This window comes from Paenibacillus sp. Lou8.1 (assembly GCF_024213565.1).
GTDB classification, from domain to species: Bacteria; Bacillota; Bacilli; order Paenibacillales; family Paenibacillaceae; genus Paenibacillus; species Paenibacillus polymyxa_B.
The window spans coordinates 1-18,200 of record NZ_JANAVN010000015.1; the positions used below are offsets into that span (position 1 = coordinate 1).

The window sequence follows — 18,200 nt, forward strand, 5'->3', positions numbered from 1 at the left end:
TCCAGAGACCAGAGCCTTATGATGTAAAGAAAAAGAAACCCACGTCTCAAAAGACGGGGTTTCTCGACAATCTGACGGAGCAGCGAACTTTCGCTGCTCCGTTTTTTTGACCAATGTGACACAGGAAAAGAACGAAGATGGCTCCATAAAACTGCACCTATTATTTCTTCATGAATAGACTGATAACTAACAGAGGATTACCTTTTTTCTTCAATCCAAAGTCAAGTGAGGTTCTTATGGCGAAATCCTATACTAAAGCACAGATTCGCAAAATCACCCGTCGTTTCGGCCTGATCCCGTTAAAATCAAGCTTAGTCTCATCATTATACCGAAAAAATGCAGTGATCCAGGTGAAAACGAAAAAGGGAACTTATGCATTAAAACCCTTTAGTCGTACAAAGATGGTCCGTTCAAATACGATTCAACAGATGGAACGAGCTGGGAGCCATATCAGGCTTTTGAAAAAGAGAAAGTATACCTACATGCCCGCATGGCTCCCCACTCATTCCGGCAAGTTATGGACTCTGTATCAGGGAACGCCATTTTATGTAAGTCAGTGGATCAAAGGACGGGGACTGGAGACCGCTGAAGATTTCGAAAAACTGGGGCGGGCACTTGCCACACTTCACGTCACCTCCACCGGCTTGCATCAGATGGATAAAGGAAAGTCCCCTCCGACCATTCAACAATTGCGGATATGGAAAAACCAGGATCGTCTTTTTCAAAAAAAAATGACAAAAACCAGTCGCCATGATAAAACGTACCGCAACTGGTACAATGCTCACGGCGAAGACTGCAAACGTTTATCCACGCGAGCATGGAAGGATTTGCAGGATGCATCCATTATAAGGCTGCTTCGGATGGAACATCGGCATCCCTCCTTGATACACAGTGATATCACTACCCCAAATGTCATTATTTCGGATGACGGTCATCTCAAAATCATTGATTGGGATCGGGTTAAGATCGGCTCAGCCTATGCTGATTTGGCAAAGGCCCTTATGAATACGACTCAATTCAACCCTGAATTTGTGCAATCCTTGCTGAAGGGATACCAAAAACGCAAACCGCTAAGCCGTACTGAACGGAAGATTGTTACAGCTTTATATAAACTACCACGAGAAGCCTGGCATGCTTCCCGACACCCGAATCGTTCAAGAGATCGCGAAATCCTGGACAATTGGGATCAGTCGTGGCCTCTTCGATTACAAATCATCCATATTTTGCAGGATTGGGCTCATGTATAAAAGAAAGTGAGGAGCAAAATGTCGATTTTATCGAACGTTGAGCAGATGTACGGAATCAAAATTCAGCGTAGCCGTCAAATGAAGGACATTCACAAGATTGAGACCGCTAATACGACTTATTGCTTAAAACCCTACAAATTCCCGGAAGAAGAGATCCGTTTTATTACACGTGTCTTGTCCTACTTGGATGAGCGCGGGTTTACACGCAGCCAAAAGGTCTATCCAACAGTACAACAAACGGCTTACATGACCTATGAAGGTGTTTCGTATACATTAACCAATTGGGTTCATGGACTCAGACCAGAATTCACAAAAAGAATAGACTTCAAAAAGGGAATTGCTACTTTAGCCAAATTCCATTCCAGTGCCGTGGGCTTTCCTGTCACTGAAGCTCCGCCATCCAGAATCCGTTATGAAGACTTGAGCGATGAAATAGCTGGATACAAAAAACGCCTCATCCCATACAGAGGCACAGCACATCTCGTAGCTCTTTGTGAGGAAGTGTCCCATCGCCTACAGCAGCCCAAAGTTAGAGAAGCCATTGCTCAGGAGCAAAAAGCCGCCGCATTTATACACGGCGACTATAATTATCCCAATCTGATTAAAGACAAACAGCTCAAAATCCATATGATCGACTTTGAAAATTGCTCCCTACATGTAAGGATGAAAGATCTCTCCCATCTTCTTCATCGGAATTGTCTTTGGAATGGGACAAAGATGCTGCGCGCGATAGATTACTATCAACGATATCGTCCATTGAGCACCCATGATTTGCATCTGCTTCACGCACTATTGATCTCTCCCTATCATGTGGTCCGCAATATCAGAATAGGCGGCTTCCGTTCTGCCAAGCGAGTCATTCCGTCGTTCGCGCATTTGAACAAATACCGACGTGAACTTAGATCACTCTTATAATCTGTCAGCTTGGAACTAAACAAAAAAACAGACCCGATGAAGCGGTCTGTTTTTTTGTGTTCTGACAACCAACTACAGGAAAAACGCATGTCGCTAAAGCCAATCGAATTGCTGACTGTACCGGTACAACCAAAAATGTATAGCATTGTAAACAGCACTTCCCCCTTCTACAATGATGCTAAGACTCAATGCTTAATGGTTTCGATAAGAGAATTTGGGAAACTAACAATAGAGGTGATGGTACATGTACACCATGACAAAAGAAGAAATAAAAGCTTATTTAAACAGAATCGGAATTCCCGAAATTCAGCCTCCTACCCTTTCCTATTTAGTTGAACTGCATAAGGCTCATGTAAAACATCTTTCATGGCAAACATTGGACATTTTCGCAAGGAAGCCGGCAGCCATTGGTTTTCGAGAATCCATTCAACTCATTCTACATGGGAGAAGTGGTTATTGTTTTCATCTGAATGGTGCCTTTAGTGCACTACTATATTCACTAGGGTACAAAGTCTCTCTGCATCGTGCCGGGGTACAACCTCTGGGAGCTGAACCACGCATTAATTCATTTCATCTTGGACTAACAGTGAACTTGCTAAATGAGCATCATGAAGATGAAGTATGGATTGTTGATGTCGGGCTAGGCGATATGCCCTATGAGCCTCTTCCACTCCGTATGGGGACTTATGAACAAGCCCCTCTTCATTATAAAGTTATGGAATCCGGAGTTGTTACAAAAGGTTGGCGCTTAGAGCATGACTCACTTGCTTCATTTGTTGGCGTTGATTTTTTCCCTGCGGTTGTTCAGGATTTGGAAGAATTTATGCCGAAACATCATTTCTATAGCCGCTCAGCGGAATCTCCATGGTTTAACCTGTTTCTGATTCGGCAAAGGCAAGCATTAGAGGCGAATGAACTCAGAGGATGTATTTGGAAAAGACGCGGGCTACACAGTTTGGAAAAAATAGAACTGGATAAGAAGTCGCAGTGGCTAGAAGTGTTGGCAGATGTATTTGGCGAGCCGCTCGTTAACTACAGTCGCCAGGAACGGGACGAGTTATGGAAAAGAGTACTTGCGGCTCATATAGAATGGAAAAAGTCTATGACTGAATCGTTACAGTAGTGAAGCCTCCAACGTAAGGATAGCCTTCAAGCCACATCTTACACCTTTAGCATTTCCGAGGAGTGCTGCAGCATTTCCAATTCCTTCACCATGTTTTCGATCAGCTTTGTGAACGAAGCCAATTCCTCTGAGCTGGAAGCCTGTTGCCGGGCACTGGCTGTTGTGACAGCTGTTTCGGATTGCACACTGTCAAGCATACGGGCAATATCCAGCACCTTGCGCTGAATTTGCTCCTGTGCTTGCTTCGAATTAGATGCAAGCTTTCGCACCTCCTGTGCCACAATTTGAAACCCGCGCCCTGCTTCCTGCGCATGGGCAGCTTCAATCGCCGCATTCAGTCCCAGCAGATGAGTCTGATCGGACAGTTCCCGGATCGTACCGCTCATCTGCTCAATATGCTTAATCTCGTCACTCAAATGCTGTACCAATTCCTCTGTATGTTCCTGCGAAGAAGCAGTGTTGCAGGCACTCTCCGCGATATTATCCGTATTTTCCCTAAGCTCAGCAATCATCCCGGTCAAATTTTGCGCAATTCGGGACACAACGGTCAACACCTGCGTTTGTTCGTCGGCCAGCTCGTTGATTTGTTCCTTTTCCTTTTCCTGATAAGCTTCCAGTACAAGCTGGGAATCCAGGTTGAACATTTTGGAAAGAGCATGCACAATAGAAAACCAATCCTCTATCCCCGAACGTTTTAAAATGTCGACTGCAATATCAAGATAAGCAATGTACGTGCCTAAATAATAATCGGAAGACAATCCGATTCGGGAATGTACCTGCCCCACAAAAAGACGGTGTTCGATAAACTGATCATCTATTTTTCCATCTGCGAGAGAAAGCCAGTATTCACGTTGTGTTTGTTTTAGTCGTTCAATATTCGACCATTTGGAAATAATCGACATGAGATGCGGAACCTTTTCTACATGCTCATAAAACCGATCGACCACCTCATTCACAATAGATTGGAATAGTCCCTGATAATGATGCAATAAAGCCAAATCATCATCAGTAATACCAATATATTGTATCTGTTTTAATCTACTCTCCGCGACATGAATCATAAGTTCCTCCAAATAATAGTTTACATAGATTTTACATTACCATATTTATCGGCAACTTTTTAGAAAATGTTAAAAAAGCAGAAGATTGATTATGATTTTTTTCATAGCAATTTCAGAAAAATTATATATAAACTCAACTGCTTAATGATACAAAAAAAAGAATCCGGCAGCACCTGAAATCCCCTGTGCTTGCCGAATTCCCTCTACGAAACACGTTCATCGGATACCTCACAACCGTATGACACCATCCAGATCAACCCATGGTTTCACCATACTGTACTTGTTTATTATTCGTCTTACCGATTCAGGAGGCTACCTACATACCTTAACAGATCGTTGGCGCTGGCTCCTGTGTAGCCGTGCTCCTCAATCAGTCGCTTAATCACCTCATTCATCCGTTTGAGCTGATTAGCGTCAGGCGTTTTGGTCGAAGTCGTAATCTTCACAATATCCTTCAAATCGGCGAACAGCTTCTTCTCAATGGCTTCTCGCAGCCGATCATGATGATGATACTCAAACTTTCGTCCCTTGCGAGAATACGCGGAAATACGGATTAATATTTCTTCACGGAACGCTTTTTTCGCATTTTCCGATACCCCGATTTGCTCCTCAATAGAGCGCATGAGCCGCTCATCCGGGTCGAGTTCCTCATCTGTGAGCGGATCGCGAATTTTCGCCCAATTGCAAAAAGCTTCGATGTTATCCAAATAGTTGTCAAACAGCGTCTTGGCTGATTCCTCGAAAGAGTACACAAAGGCCTTCTGCACTTCTTTTTTCGCCAATTCGTCATATTCCTTACGAGCCACGGAAATGAAATTCAGATACCGCTCCCGTTCTTCCTTTGTGATGGAGGCATGTTGATCCAGACCATCCTTAATTGCTCGTAAAATGTCTAGGGCATTGATGGATTCCACATTTTGCTTAATCAATGCACTAGAAATACGATTAATGACGTACCGCGGGTCTACCCCGGACATACCTTCCTCCAGAAACTCACTTTGCATTTCCTTCAGATCGGCTTCCTTGTATCCTTCGACCTCTTCACCGTCATACATGCGCATCTTTTTGACCAGATCCATCCCCTGTTTCTTCGTCTCCTTCAAGCGGGTAAGCACGGAGAAAATGGCAGCCGTTCTCAGCGCATGAGGCGCAATGTGGATATGTCTCATATCACTTTGATCAATGAGCTTGGCGTAAATCTTTTCTTCCTCAGATACTTTCAGGTTATAAGGAATCGGCATTACAATCATCCGTGATTGCAACGCCTCGTTCTTTTTGTTTGCAATAAAGCTTTTATACTCGGATTCATTGGTGTGAGCCACGATCAGTTCATCTGCACTGATGAGCGCAAACCGCCCAGCCTTAAAATTTCCCTCTTGGGTCAGAGAAAGCAAATTCCACAAAAACTTCTCATCGCATTTCAGCATTTCCTGAAACTCCATCAGTCCACGATTCGCTTTGTTCAATTCTCCGTCAAACCGATACGCACGCGGATCGGATTCCGAACCATACTCTGTAATCGTGGAAAAGTCGATGCTGCCCGTCAAATCAGCAATATCCTGTGACTTCGGATCAGAAGGGCTGAACGTACCAATACCAATCCGGTTTTCTTCCGATATAAATACCCGCTCCACGCGGACCTTTTCAATATCACCATCAAATTCCGTGCGCAATCTCATCTGGCAGGATGGGCAGAGATTACCTTCAATCCGTACACCCAGCTCCTTTTCAAAATCGGGACGCAGCTCATGGGGAATCAGATGCAGCGGGTCCTCGTGCATGGGGCAGCCTTCAATCGCGTATACGGCTCCCTGATCCGTTCTTGAAAATTTCTCCAGACCACGTTTTAGCAACGTGACCAGTGTCGATTTCCCCCCACTGACGGGTCCCATCAAAAGAAGGATACGCTTGCGCACATCGAGCCGCCTGGCTGAGGAATGGAAATATTCCTCCACCAACTTTTCCAGCGCTCGATCCAGTCCAAAGATCTCCTGCTCAAAAAATTTGTATCGCTTATGTCCCCCAACCTCTTCTACACCAAAAGATTCAATCATCTTGTAAACCCGTGCATGAGCTGTCATCGCCGGCGTCGGGTCTTTCTTGAGTATCTCAATATACTCTCTAAAAGTGCCGCTCCAGGCCAGACGGTTGTTTTCCGCCCGGTACTCCGCAACGCGTTCAAAAATATTCATGCTCGGTTCCTCCCATGACTGCGTAATGACTATCCTCCACTCCTGATGATTATGGCTACACTCGTCACGCCTTTCAGGATATGATGCAATCCCCTTAAAAAAAGTGTAATACATACCTATGCAGATTGATTTCAGAATTGACCTATTTTTTGTGACAGGTCTCTCTGCTTTTTCGAAAAAACCAAGGGATACACTGTGCTAAAATATACAACAACAACGAGGACCTGACGCATTATGGTACAATATAAGCTCGGAATAATGGGATAAAGGAGCGGAAGAAGTCATGGCGGTTCGGCATGAGACGGAGCTGTACGCTCCGGTGAAAGCCTTTTTTGAGAACTTGGGATATGAAGTCAAAGGAGAGGTGCGCAACTGCGATTTGGTGGGTATCAAGCCAGGGCAACAGACACCATTGATTGTGGAGATCAAAAAGACGTTTAACCTGGCGCTTGTGCTGCAAGGCATGCAGCGTTTGAAACTAAGCAGCAATGTATATGTAGCTGTAGAACGAAATCGTGCCAAAAAAGGGGCCGTGAATCAACGCTGGAACGAGCTGGTCGGACTGTGCCGCCAGTTGGGACTTGGCTTGCTCACCGTCACCCATTTTAAAACGAAGCCGCCGCTCGTTGAGGTACTGTGTAAGCCTGCGGCGCATAGCGACAATGTCCACAATGCAGCAACGGTACGCCACGGCTCGCGCAAGGAAAAGCTGCTGCGGGAATTTCACGCACGCAGCGGTGACCACAATACCGGCGGCAGCACCCGACGCAAGCTGGTCACTGCCTACCGGGAAAAAGCGCTGCGCGTAGCCGCAGCCTTGCAGGGCTTGGGGGAAGCTGCCCCGGCGCAGCTCGCTCGCATAGCAGCCGTCAGCACAGCTGCTGCCGTACTTCAGCACAACTACTACGGCTGGTTTGAGCGCGTATCCCGCGGCCGCTATCGACTGACTCCGTTTGGCGAAGCTGCCCTGAACGAGTATGCGGCAGTACTGCAAGAGCATGGCATAAAAACGGCCGCTGAAATAGACGCAGAGCTTGACGAGGACAGTGGACAGCTCCAGATTGCGGAAGCGCCAATCACTTACTCCACCGTTGTTATGGAAGCGGAGGATGACTGACATGGGGCAATGGTTTTCGCTAGCTCCGCGCAGTAAATTCGCTAATCGTCTCACCGATCAGATTCATGCCCATAAGCAATTGCTCACGGCCCGGATGGCTAAAATTAAGGCGAATATGGGACGCGCCTTCACTGCCAACCGCACATAGCGCACCTGGCATAAAGGCTACGCCTTTGGGTAACGCCGCCTTTAGCAGCAATGCGCTGTCCAGCCCATCGGGCAACTGCACCCATACATACATGCCACCGGACGGAATATGATACGTCACGTCTTTCCAAAACGGGCGCTTGAGCAGCTCCAAGATTAATTGAAGTCGAGTCGAATATTCCTTGTTCAGCATCGCTAAGTGCTCGTGCCATTGAAAACGCGAGCTGGTCAGCAATTGGAACAGCAGCCGTTGGTTCATCGTACTGGATTGCATATCGGCCAGCTGCTTCAAGGCGTACATCCCTTCAATCAGCGGTGCAGGACCAGCAGCCCAACCCGTTCTTAGCGCAGGAGCAACTGTTTTATTGAACGAACCGATATAGAGCACTTGGCCGCCCTGACCCGCATGATCCAGCGCAAATAGAGAGGGGTAAGTCTCTGCAAATTTTCGACTCTGACCATGTGGACTCTTGTCATCGAACTCATTTTTTTGCTTTAAATGCAATTCACCATAAGAATCATCCTCAACTACTAGCACCTCATGATGCCTGCACAGATTCAAAATTTCCTGACGCCTAGCCGCGCTCCATAAGGAGCCCGTCGGATTCGTAAACGTCGGCGTGGCAAAAAAAAGCTTGGGTCGATAACGGATCATTAAAGCTTCAAGCTTATCAGGAATGACACCTTCCCCATCTGATTCTACAGGAACGATCTGAGCACCCTGCATAGATAGCACTTGTAAACATCCAGGAGACGTAGGGTTTTCGACCAATACCGGATCACGCTCATCCACCATCAGCCTTATGATCAGGTCAATGGCCTGCTGACTGCCTGTCGTGAGGAGGATTTGACCTGGTGGTACTCTTACTCCTTTACGCTGTTCCCACTCTCCCGCAAGCCATGCTCGCAAAGGGAAATAGCCCTCCGGTTCACCATACTGGAGGGCGTCAGGGCCGGAGCCAAACACATCATGGGCCGCTTCTTCCAGCAGCTTCACCGGAAACAGCTCTTGTGCAGGTAGTTCTTCAGCCAGAGATATAAAGGAGTGTCTTCTCGCATTTTCCCGGATATGACGCACTGGAGAAGCCAACATCGCAGCCGTTCGTGAAGCAAAGGAATATTGCATGAACATCCTCCTTCTCCTGAAAAATAGGTCATGATCTCCGGGCTGACGCATCAGGCATATAGCTGCTTCATCTGACGCGCATATAAGGCATAACGTTCAATCGCCTGCGCCCGGCTGGACACGCCTAATTTCGCATAAATTTTACGTAGATAATTATCAATGGAGCGCCGGCTAACTTCGATCTCGATAGCAATTTTGTCATATGTAATTCCTTGTACAATACGTTCCATAATAAATACTTCGGTTTGTGTCAATTCGTCAAAAGGCTCGGATGCCATTAACGGCATAAAGGGCCAGTTTCCACACCGAATCCAATCCATTGGTAAAGAAGCAAATCCTTCGCGCAAACCGTTGATCAAATGGATTAACTGGCTCGGTGATGCCTGTTTGGATAACATTCCATTTGCTCCGAGCGAAATTAGCTGCTGAAACAACGTGATATTATCCTCATCCGTCATAATAACAATATGGCTGTCTGGAGACAAGGCCCGCATTTGTGTCAAAAATGGTTCCGCCGTTCCCTCAGGCAACCTGTAGTCCATTAAAATGATTTCCGGTCGAATGGAGCAAGCCAGCTCCAAGCCTTCCGTTCCGGAGGAAGACATCCCTCTGACAAGCAAATCCTGCTGGTCTTCCAAAATAAGCTTTGTTCCCAGCATACTTGTAGGATGGATATCTATGATGACCACCTGCCATACTTTTCTCATATCTAAACCTCCTGAGTTTACAAAAAAATACATAGTTAGTAGCGAAAATAATTCTAAAATTAGGGATTGCATATGTAGAAATTGCGCGAATGTGAACGTATAGGAAGCGAAAAACGTTTAAGGAAATTGTATCCTAGGACTTCCTTCCGATGCAATCTCTTTTTCCAATATTTTTATACGGCTATTTCGCTTTTGCGAAATAAATAGGCCCATGATAGAATTGGTACTGCAAATAAAGACTGGAAATTTGACTTTACACGGGAGTTGAAAATCGTATGCAAGCTTCACCTGAACGTCCTCCTGCCGAAGCTCGGCGGAGTAATTCAAGAAAGGGGTTACCCGTAAAGGCTTTTCTGCTATTTTGGTTCATTCTTATTATATTAGGTGCTCTCGCAACCTATCTGTATAGCAATCACTTGAAGCAGCAAATGCTAAACGAGATGCAGACCCATACAGACCAACAGATTCAAGCACTCAAATCTGACTATGAAAAGCAACTGACTGCTCTTTCCAAGGAAGTTAGCGGATTGCAGGGAAAAGTCCAGTCCTTCAATGAACTACTGACCTTTACGAAGGATAATGCAAACAATAAGACCGATAACAGCAACAAACTGTATACCCAATTAAACGAAGTCAAGCAGCAGCTCAATACACTTCAGAAAAAAATGGACTTGCTAAAATGAATGTAGACGCAAAACAAGTGAACCGGTTCTTTATGTTGGCCCTTGCTCCTTTTATCGGCTTGTTGGGGTATATTTTGTTAGTGCATCCCTCATTGAGCTTTCCTGGGTCTACTTCTTTGAGTTTGCAAAAAGCTGAAGTCACTCTACAAATGCAATCAGTAGGCAAGCAGCTTGATGAAGCCAAGCAAACGGCAACATACACCTTGTCTACAATTCGCCGGACTTCTGAGCTATACAAGCAAACGACTCAAACGATGAATCAGCTTGTCGTGACTGCCTCTACGCAGTCCAAGCGGCCCGCGATTATCTATGATCGACGCATCACCGCCAAACTGGGGGTTCCCTATGAGCGGGTAGATAGCAATCGGATTACCATTGAATTATTTAAGGTAAACCCGGGAATTTATCATGGCTACGCTATGAAGGTCAAACTTAAAGATCCTACTGCTATGAAAATGTCTTTGGGAAGTGACAAATTGGGTGGCTCCGAAACCACCATGCGTGCAGTCTTGAGACACGGAGCTATTGCAGGCATCAATGCAGGCGGCTTTGCGGATGGAGACGGCAAACGCTATCCATTAAGCACTACTGTCTTGAACGGCCACTACCTTACTGGCTTTCAGTCCAGTTTTAAGGATTTGTCCTTCGTCGGACTGAGTAACGATGGCAAGCTTATCGGTGGCAAATTTTACAGTCAAGGTGCTCTTGACAGCTTAAAGCCTGCCTTTGGTGCTACCTTCGTTCCCGTCCTGCTGCAAAGAGGACAAAAAATGCCTATTCCTGGCAAATGGAAAGTCTCCCCCAAGCGGGCCCCACGTACGGTCATTGGCAACTATAAAGATGATCAGTTGCTCATTATTGTCGTAGACGGCTACAATGAAAGCGGGGGTTCGGGCGCGACGCTCGAAGAACTGCAAGGAAAAATGTACAATCTAGGTGTTCAAGATGCCTATAATTTGGACGGAGGCGGTTCCTCGTCGCTTATACTTAACGGTCGAGTCGTAAACAAACCGTCAGATGGTAATTTGCGTCCAGTCCCTACTCATTTTTTGTTCTATAAATAGCTATGTGTAGTCTGCTAACAAATTAAATATGCTTGCCGACGTACGGCACTATCCGAAAAAAAGCATCACGAACGAATGTCGTGATGCTTTTGCCTCATTTAGGAGGAATACTGTGTCATTTCTGTCAGGCATTGAGCACAAATATAACGGTCTTTGAAATCGTTCACTTGTTCTACTGACCCGCAGAATACACATTTTGGACGATAACGCTCCAAAATAATGTGGTCACCCTGAACCAAAATTTCGACAGGATCTCCCTCATTCATTTGATATCTTTTACGCAGTGACTTAGGCAAAACTATTCTCCCCAGCTGATCAACTTTACGTACCACACCGGCAGGTTTCATCGTAATCGTACACCTCTCCTATTGAGTAATAACTTACAAATTTCTTACCATGCGAAAAACTAGGTACAAAGACACTATTCTTTATGTAGTATTCGCTGTCTTTTTGTCGAATCCTGCTGATCACAGGAAATTTTATTACATTTTTTCATAAAATCATGAACCATATCAAAGTATGGTACAGAATGTCTATAATATTTTTATCGACCGGAAAGCCAATTATCATTAGCCCTCGCTGAGAAATTTCGCAAATTTTTTGACCATACAACCTTTATTTAAGTTCCACTATCATGTAGATTTGAGCAATATAGGTGAAACTTTTATTACCAACTAAGGTCCTGGTTCTTTATTCGCATTTATACTTGTTCACTCGATGTTCTTTACGATAAACCTGGAAAATCCATTTGTCTCAACGCTTCATATACGATAATCGCAGCGGAATTCGACAAGTTTAGAGATCTTACTTTATCTGACATAGGCATCTTGATGCATGTATTTGGATTAGCAGCTAGCAGCTCTGGCGGCAAACCTTTCGTTTCTTTACCAAATACCAAGAAGTCTCCATCCTGAAATGCAATATCACTATATCGCTGATTCGCTTTGGTCGTCGCATAAAAAAAGCGACCTTCCTGATATTTCTCCTGCACTTCAGCAAAAGACTCATGATATTCAATGTGGACAGCATACCAATAATCAAGTCCGGCCCGTTTTAACGTGGCATCGTCGGTACGGAAGCCCAGTGGCTTCACCAGATGTAGATGAGTTCCGGTTGCAGCACACGTTCTAGCAATATTCCCTGTGTTAGCCGGGATTTCCGGCTCGACAAGCACAATATGTAATGGCATCACGTTTCGTTCCCTTCATCATTAAATTCATCAGACAAATAACCTACAGTTTAACCAAAGTGTATACCTTGAAAACATACACATTCTTTTATTTTAACAAAATCAGACAGATATGAACATCAAACGACAAAAATTTCAACCCACACCACTAAAAGCCTTCCCCTATACACATTCAGGGAAGGCTCTACATTTACATTTTCGATTTCAAATATCGTGTATCGAAATATATGTCCGTGTAATCAACTGTTACGTTGCTTGAATCCGTCCATAAACTCGGCTAATGCTTGACAGTTCTCCAGTGGAACAGCATTGTAGATCGAGGCGCGAAGCCCTCCTACACTGCGATGCCCCTTCAGTCCGATAAACCCGGCCTGTTCGGATTCCTTAATAAATTGTTTTTCCAGATCCTCGTTCGCGAGGCGGAAGGTTACATTCATGATAGAGCGATCAGCGCTGTCCACACAACCACGATAGAAGCCTTCGCTACTGTCAATACGGTTGTATAGCAAAGCAGCTTTCTGCTGGTTCACACGCTCAATGCCTTCCAAACCGCCTTCTTCCTGAATCCATTTCAGCACTTCATTCACCATGTATATGGCAAAGGATGGGGGAGTATTGTAGAGAGAGTTATTTTTTTCATATGTGCTATAACGCAGCATCGTAGGAATATTGTCCGGTGAGGAAGTCAGCAACTCTTCACGGGCAATCACGACCGTCACACCAGAAGGTCCCAGATTTTTTTGTGCGCCAGCGTAAATCAATCCAAATTGAGTAACATCAAAAGGCTTGCAAAAAATATCACTGGACATGTCCACAATCAAGGGTACGGAACCCGTATCCGGGAATTGCTTAAATTGTGTACCTTCAATCGTTTCGTTGGACGTCATATGCACATAAGCAGTATTCTCAGGCAAGTCCAAGGAATCCACATTCGGAAGACGCATGTACTTCTCATCAGCGGAGGATGCAGCAACATGAGCCTTGCCCAGTAGCTTGGCTTCTTTATATGCTTTGTCCGACCAGCTACCTGTCATTACATAGCTCCCAGTCTGTCCTTCGCTCAAGAAATTTAAAGGCAGCATCGCAAACTGCGTACTTGCGCCACCTTGTAGGAATAACACCTTGTAGCCTTGTGGATTGCCCAGCAAAGATAACAGGCGTTCCTGCGCCTCATTATGAACAGATTCATACACAGCTCCACGGTGAGACATTTCCATGATCGACATCCCTGTTCCCTGGAAATCTACGAATTCAGCTTGTACACGTTCTAGTACTTTGAGCGGCAATGCCGCTGGTCCTGCATTAAAATTGTAGGCTCTCTTACTCAACAAATTCCCATCCCTTCTCTACTCTGGTGTGGATATTATCGCTATGATAGCAGTATTCATAAATGCGTTCAAGACTTGTATAAAAATGTTTTCAATTTCATTTATGATGTGACAGAGTTGTGAATGTCAACATATTTAACATCTTTATTCTGTGATTTTCACTTTAATATTAAAAGGTCCCCGGCATAAGACCGGAGACCTATTTTGAATAACAACTGTTACCCGTAAGCTAATGCTTGTTATTCAAAGCAGCTATGCTATCGACTTATTAGCAGTCAAAATACAGGCTGTATTCGTGTGGATGAACACGGATGTTCACCGATTTAGCTTCAGAACGTTTGAGCTCTACATAGTTATCAATAAAGTCCTTCGTAAATACGCCGCCTTCAGTCAAGAATTCGTAGTCAGCTTCCAGAGCATCCAGAGCCTCATCCAATGAACCAGGTACGCTACGGATTTTACCTTTTTCAGCGTCAGACAGCTCGTAGATGTTGCTGTCAAGTGGACCATATCCCAATTCGATTGGGTTCAGTTTGCGCTTGATGCCATCCAGACCCGCCATCAGCATTGCTGAGAAGGCAAGGTAAGGGTTAGCTGTGGAGTCCGGTGTACGGAACTCGATCCGACAGCCTTTTGGAGTAACAGCTGCTACTGGAATACGTACAGCCGCAGAACGGTTACCTTTGGAGAATACCAGGTTAACTGGTGCTTCGTAGCCAGGAACGAGACGTTTGAACGAGTTGGTGCTTGGGTTGGTCAAAGCGATCAACGCAGGTGCGTGGTACAGAATACCACCAATGTAATGAAGAGCCATTTCGCTCAGATTAGCATAACCACCTTTTTCGTAGAACAAAGGAGTGTCGCCATCGAAAATAGATTGGTGAACGTGCATACCGCTTCCGTTATCCCCAAAAATCGGTTTCGGCATGAATGTTGCCACTTTACCATATTGACGAGCTGTGTTGTGTACAATGTATTTATAAACGAGCAGGTTGTCTGCTGTTTTCTTGAGTGTATCAAAACGGAAGTTGATTTCCGCCTGGCCTGCCGTAGCTACCTCATGGTGATGGCGCTCAATTCTCAGACCTGCTTCTTCAAGCAAACGGCACATTTCACTACGGATATCTTGTTGGGTGTCTACTGGCGCTACAGGTACATATCCGCCCTTCACTCCCACTTTAAAGCCTAGGTTGCCGCCTTCTTCCTTACGGTTCGTGTTCCAAGCTGCTTCCTCGGAATCTACGAAGAAGGAGGAGCTGTTCATGCCGCTTTCGTAGCGTACATCATCAAAGATGAAAAACTCGGACTCAGGTGCAAAAAATGCTGCTGTGCCCACTCCTGCCGATTGCAGAAATGCCTCAGCTTTTTTTGCGATGCCGCGAGGATCGCGGTCGTATTTTTCGCCGTCTGGCGTAGCAATGTCACACAGGATATTCAGTGTAGGATGCTGAGTGAAAGGGTCGATAAAAACCGCTTCTGGATCGGGCAGCATAACCATGTCGGATTCCTCGATGCCACGATAGCCGGGAATGGAAGAACCGTCGAAAGCAACACCGTTAACAAATGTCTCTTCATCTACTTCGGAAGCTGGCAATGAAATATGGTGAGCACGACCAGACAAATCTACAAAACGAAAATCTACCCACTCAATATTATTTTCCTGAATTGTTTTCAATACGTTTTCAACGGACATGTCTTCTTCCTCCCAATTTTTCCGAACATTAAGTCTTATACAACCCTGAAATGTTCATGATCGAATGTTTTTTTCTGTCGTCATTATAAATCTCAAACATGACACGGGTCAATAGCTATGTAAGGTATTTTTTAAACTAATGTTAGATATGCTTACGCCCTTGATAACATTTGAATAGCACAAAAAGCCCGAAACATCGGGCTTTTAGGCAATTTAAATCTCATTACTGCGTTGCAGCAAAACTTTTATGCATTAATGTTAAACATTGGTTTTAAGCAATGGTAGTAGGCGTGTGAAATGTTTTCCCCACAGCAGGAGCCAATATTTCCAAATCTTTTAGCAAATCTGAAAATTGATCTGGGAACAGGGATTGTACGCCGTCACCCGTCATCGAGTTGTCAGGGTCTGTATGCATCTCAATAATTAAACCATCCGCTCCGGCAGCTACCGAAGCCTTCGTCATAGGAACAACCAGTTCACGTCTACCTGTGCCATGGCTAGGATCAGAAATGACCGGCAAATGGCTCAACTGTTGCAAAACAGGGATCGCGGACAAGTCGAGCGTATTTCTAGTGTAGGTTTCGAATGTACGAATACCGCGCTCACACAACATAACATTCGGATTGCCGCCTGCCAAGATGTACTCAGCAGCATTCAAGAACTCATCATAAGTCGAGCTGAAACCGCGCTTGAGCAATACTGGCTTGCCGCAAGTACCCAGCTTGCGCAGCAAATCAAAGTTTTGCATATTACGTGTACCTACTTGCAGAATATCGGCGTATTCCGCGCAGATGTCTACGTATTCAGGTGTCATGACCTCTGTGATGGTCAAGAGATCGTGCTTTTGCCCCGCCTCAGCCATCATGATTAAACCTTCTACACCCGTTCCTTGGAAGCTGTATGGCCCTGTACGCGGCTTAAAAGCACCCCCACGGAGAACTTGCGCGCCTGCAGCTTTGACCAATCCGGCAATTTCATCTATCTGTGCAGCAGACTCAACAGCACATGGTCCACCCATAATGACAAGCTCGCCCCCGCCGATATTTACACCTTTAATAGAGATAACCGTATTTTCCGGATGAAAATCACGGCTGGCCAATTTATAGGACTTCGATATTTTAACCACATTTTCTACGCCTTTCATTTGACGCAGATGTTCAGCCAGTTTGGGCTCTACGCTACCGATCAGTCCGATGATCGTGCGATCCGATCCCCTTGATACATGAGCCTGCAATCCTTCTTTCTCAATAACTTCAACAATAGCTTGAATATGCTCTTCAGGTGTTTGAACACCAGCGATAACGATCATTTTTTTCTTCCTCTCTATAAAACATATTTTATAAACCAACATACAGGTTAATATTATGACACTTAGACGCTTGTTCGCTTTTAAGCTTTTATTCGTTAAAGCAACTATACCTGTTTTAGCTATACTCGTCAAGGCTTAATTATCCCGAATTATTCAATATTCTAACTTAGCGAAGCTAACCGGAAAATATCTACAAATTAAAACAATTTAAAAAGCCGCTATCCGGATGGTTGTATCCGAATAACGGCTGTAATCAATCATATACTATTTCGTTGTTTTTGACTTCTCTCGTACAGGAGGCAGTAGTTTTTTCATATCTATGGTTCGCTGAATCTCCCACGTATCCGGGTTAGCCGCATCATACTGCTCCAAATACGTAATAACCTCTTTGGTAATCAGTGTCGGGGTCGAAGCCCCAGAAGTCACAGCCACTTTGGCTACACCTTCAAGCCACTCTCTCTTCAGCTCGGTTACATCAGAAATACGATAAGCTGTTGTACCAGCAATCTCCTCCGAAACCTGAGCCAATCGGTTTGAATTGTTACTGCGCGGATCACCGACAACGATCACCAGATCCGCCTGTCCAGCCTGCTCAGCTACCGCTTCCTGACGTACCTGCGTCGCCAAACAGATTTCATTGTGTATCTCAGCACCCGGGAACTTCTCCAGCAGCTTCTTCATAATGTGCTTGATGTCCCATTGGCTCATGGTCGTCTGATTCGTGATAAGAATTTTGCCAGCTGGCAACGTAAGACTGTCGATCTCTTCTTCTTTTTCAATCAGATGAACATGATCAGGAGCAATACCGATAGCTCCTTCTGGCTCTGGATGATTCTTTTTGCCAATATAAACAATCTGATAGCCTTCGGCAGACTTCTCCCGAATCAGATCATGCGTCTTTGTGACGTCAGGGCAAGTCGCATCTACCGTAGTCAGCCCCTTGTCTCGTGCCAGCTTCCGAACCTCTGGTGATACGCCATGAGCAGTGAAGATTACAGTGCCGCTCTCTACCTGGCTTAAAATCTCCATACGGTTCGGGCCGTCCAGTGTAATAATCCCTTCGTCTTCAAAGGAATTGGTGACATGACTGTTATGCACAATCATGCCCAATATATAAATAGGCCGGGGTAAGTCCAGATTTCTGGCTGCCTGACGAGCCAATACCATGGCATCGACTACGCCGTAGCAGTAACCCCGGGGCGAAATTCTGAGTACTTCCAAAATGAGCCCCCGCTTTCTTCGACACAGTATACAGCTCCGATAACTCGGTAGCTGTGGGCATCCTAGCCTTTACCGGCC

At 45.2% G+C, this 18,200-nt stretch carries 16 protein-coding genes; 6 read left to right on the plus strand and 10 right to left on the minus strand.

The annotated features are described in order from the left end of the window. Nucleotides 1–236: 236 nt before the first annotated feature. The 3 genes from NLX78_RS20090 to NLX78_RS20100 all read left to right on the plus strand — a co-directional run bounded on the left by NLX78_RS20090 (nt 237) and on the right by NLX78_RS20100 (nt 3,285). Nucleotides 237–1,247 (plus strand): aminoglycoside phosphotransferase family protein, encoded by a 1,011-nt coding sequence (locus NLX78_RS20090; RefSeq protein WP_254351368.1) that lies wholly within the window; start codon nt 237–239, stop codon nt 1,245–1,247. Nucleotides 1,248–1,265: 18 nt separating this feature from the next. Next, complete coding sequence (locus NLX78_RS20095; protein WP_254351369.1) at nt 1,266–2,162, plus strand: aminoglycoside phosphotransferase family protein; 897 nt, start codon at nt 1,266–1,268, stop codon at nt 2,160–2,162. Nucleotides 2,163–2,406: 244 nt separating this feature from the next. Next, nucleotides 2,407–3,285 carry an arylamine N-acetyltransferase family protein gene (locus tag NLX78_RS20100; RefSeq protein ID WP_254351370.1) on the plus strand — a complete coding sequence of 293 codons (879 nt, stop codon included), beginning with the start codon at nt 2,407–2,409 and terminating at the stop codon, nt 3,283–3,285. 38 nt (nt 3,286–3,323) lie between these two features. On the opposite strand, the gene NLX78_RS20105 is transcribed toward NLX78_RS20100, so the two are convergent. Together NLX78_RS20105 and NLX78_RS20110 are read right to left on the minus strand one after the other, a co-directional pair. Then, nucleotides 3,324–4,346: a globin-coupled sensor protein gene (locus NLX78_RS20105; RefSeq protein WP_061831409.1), complete on the minus strand. Its 1,023-nt coding sequence runs from the start codon at nt 4,344–4,346 to the stop codon at nt 3,324–3,326. Nucleotides 4,347–4,642: 296 nt separating this feature from the next. After that, complete coding sequence (locus NLX78_RS20110) at nt 4,643–6,538, minus strand: PrkA family serine protein kinase (RefSeq protein WP_165176125.1); 1,896 nt, start codon at nt 6,536–6,538, stop codon at nt 4,643–4,645. 283 nt (nt 6,539–6,821) lie between these two features. On the opposite strand from NLX78_RS20110, the gene NLX78_RS20115 reads away from it, so the two are divergent. After that, entirely contained in the window at nt 6,822–7,655 is an 834-nt protein-coding gene (locus NLX78_RS20115; protein WP_254351371.1) for a DUF2161 domain-containing phosphodiesterase, read from the plus strand. 19 nt (nt 7,656–7,674) lie between these two features. Here NLX78_RS20115 and NLX78_RS20120 read toward each other — a convergent pair whose 3' ends face one another. Beyond that, on the minus strand, nt 7,675–8,928 hold the full coding sequence (locus NLX78_RS20120; RefSeq protein WP_254351372.1) for an aminotransferase-like domain-containing protein: 1,254 nt from the start codon (nt 8,926–8,928) through the stop codon (nt 7,675–7,677). 50 nt (nt 8,929–8,978) lie between these two features. After that, nucleotides 8,979–9,635 carry a response regulator transcription factor gene (locus tag NLX78_RS20125; protein ID WP_023987808.1) on the minus strand — a complete coding sequence of 219 codons (657 nt, stop codon included), beginning with the start codon at nt 9,633–9,635 and terminating at the stop codon, nt 8,979–8,981. Nucleotides 9,636–9,910: 275 nt separating this feature from the next. Here NLX78_RS20125 and NLX78_RS20130 point away from each other — a divergent pair, with 275 nt between their 5' ends. Next, the gene (locus tag NLX78_RS20130; RefSeq protein ID WP_013309441.1) at nt 9,911–10,318 is read left to right on the plus strand and encodes a hypothetical protein; all 408 of its coding nucleotides are present in this window, start codon (nt 9,911–9,913) and stop codon (nt 10,316–10,318) included. Next, nucleotides 10,315–11,382, plus strand: coding sequence for a phosphodiester glycosidase family protein (locus tag NLX78_RS20135; protein ID WP_254351373.1), 1,068 nt, complete (start codon nt 10,315–10,317; stop codon nt 11,380–11,382). Before NLX78_RS20130 ends, NLX78_RS20135 begins: the two co-directional genes overlap by 4 nt. A gap of 98 nt (nt 11,383–11,480) precedes the next feature. Here the strand turns inward: NLX78_RS20135 and NLX78_RS20140 are convergent, their stop codons facing one another. From NLX78_RS20140 to NLX78_RS20165, 6 genes are all read right to left on the minus strand, one after another. After that, on the minus strand, nt 11,481–11,729 hold the full coding sequence (locus NLX78_RS20140; protein WP_013309439.1) for an AbrB/MazE/SpoVT family DNA-binding domain-containing protein: 249 nt from the start codon (nt 11,727–11,729) through the stop codon (nt 11,481–11,483). 377 nt (nt 11,730–12,106) lie between these two features. Next, nucleotides 12,107–12,571, minus strand: a complete 465-nt coding sequence (gene trmL / locus NLX78_RS20145; RefSeq protein WP_061829161.1) for a tRNA (uridine(34)/cytosine(34)/5-carboxymethylaminomethyluridine(34)-2'-O)-methyltransferase TrmL — start codon at nt 12,569–12,571, stop codon at nt 12,107–12,109. Nucleotides 12,572–12,810: 239 nt separating this feature from the next. Then, nucleotides 12,811–13,902, minus strand: coding sequence for a 3-phosphoserine/phosphohydroxythreonine transaminase (gene serC / locus NLX78_RS20150; protein ID WP_081112429.1), 1,092 nt, complete (start codon nt 13,900–13,902; stop codon nt 12,811–12,813). A gap of 265 nt (nt 13,903–14,167) precedes the next feature. Beyond that, on the minus strand, nt 14,168–15,592 hold the full coding sequence (glnA, locus tag NLX78_RS20155; RefSeq protein ID WP_061829159.1) for a type I glutamate--ammonia ligase: 1,425 nt from the start codon (nt 15,590–15,592) through the stop codon (nt 14,168–14,170). Between the two features lie 271 nt (nt 15,593–15,863). After that, nucleotides 15,864–16,901, minus strand: coding sequence for a 3-deoxy-7-phosphoheptulonate synthase (gene aroF / locus NLX78_RS20160; protein ID WP_013309435.1), 1,038 nt, complete (start codon nt 16,899–16,901; stop codon nt 15,864–15,866). A gap of 264 nt (nt 16,902–17,165) precedes the next feature. Then, nucleotides 17,166–18,122 carry a 4-hydroxy-3-methylbut-2-enyl diphosphate reductase gene (locus NLX78_RS20165; protein ID WP_013309434.1) on the minus strand — a complete coding sequence of 319 codons (957 nt, stop codon included), beginning with the start codon at nt 18,120–18,122 and terminating at the stop codon, nt 17,166–17,168. Nucleotides 18,123–18,200: the final 78 nt, after the last annotated feature.

What these genes read in the sequence shown, in the direction of transcription:
- NLX78_RS20090 (WP_254351368.1), top strand. Translation starts at nt 237, where the DNA reads ATGGCGAAATCCTATACTAAAGCACAGATTCGCAAAATCACCCGTCGT.
- NLX78_RS20095 (WP_254351369.1), top strand. Translation starts at nt 1,266, where the DNA reads ATGTCGATTTTATCGAACGTTGAGCAGATGTACGGAATCAAAATTCAG.
- NLX78_RS20100 (WP_254351370.1), top strand. Translation starts at nt 2,407, where the DNA reads ATGTACACCATGACAAAAGAAGAAATAAAAGCTTATTTAAACAGAATC.
- NLX78_RS20105 (WP_061831409.1), bottom strand. Translation starts at nt 4,346, where the DNA reads ATGATTCATGTCGCGGAGAGTAGATTAAAACAGATACAATATATTGGT.
- NLX78_RS20110 (WP_165176125.1), bottom strand. Translation starts at nt 6,538, where the DNA reads ATGAATATTTTTGAACGCGTTGCGGAGTACCGGGCGGAAAACAACCGT.
- NLX78_RS20115 (WP_254351371.1), top strand. Translation starts at nt 6,822, where the DNA reads ATGGCGGTTCGGCATGAGACGGAGCTGTACGCTCCGGTGAAAGCCTTT.
- NLX78_RS20120 (WP_254351372.1), bottom strand. Translation starts at nt 8,928, where the DNA reads ATGCAATATTCCTTTGCTTCACGAACGGCTGCGATGTTGGCTTCTCCA.
- NLX78_RS20125 (WP_023987808.1), bottom strand. Translation starts at nt 9,635, where the DNA reads ATGAGAAAAGTATGGCAGGTGGTCATCATAGATATCCATCCTACAAGT.
- NLX78_RS20130 (WP_013309441.1), top strand. Translation starts at nt 9,911, where the DNA reads ATGCAAGCTTCACCTGAACGTCCTCCTGCCGAAGCTCGGCGGAGTAAT.
- NLX78_RS20135 (WP_254351373.1), top strand. Translation starts at nt 10,315, where the DNA reads ATGAATGTAGACGCAAAACAAGTGAACCGGTTCTTTATGTTGGCCCTT.
- NLX78_RS20140 (WP_013309439.1), bottom strand. Translation starts at nt 11,729, where the DNA reads ATGAAACCTGCCGGTGTGGTACGTAAAGTTGATCAGCTGGGGAGAATA.
- trmL (WP_061829161.1), bottom strand. Translation starts at nt 12,571, where the DNA reads ATGCCATTACATATTGTGCTTGTCGAGCCGGAAATCCCGGCTAACACA.
- glnA (WP_061829159.1), bottom strand. Translation starts at nt 15,592, where the DNA reads ATGTCCGTTGAAAACGTATTGAAAACAATTCAGGAAAATAATATTGAG.
- aroF (WP_013309435.1), bottom strand. Translation starts at nt 16,901, where the DNA reads ATGATCGTTATCGCTGGTGTTCAAACACCTGAAGAGCATATTCAAGCT.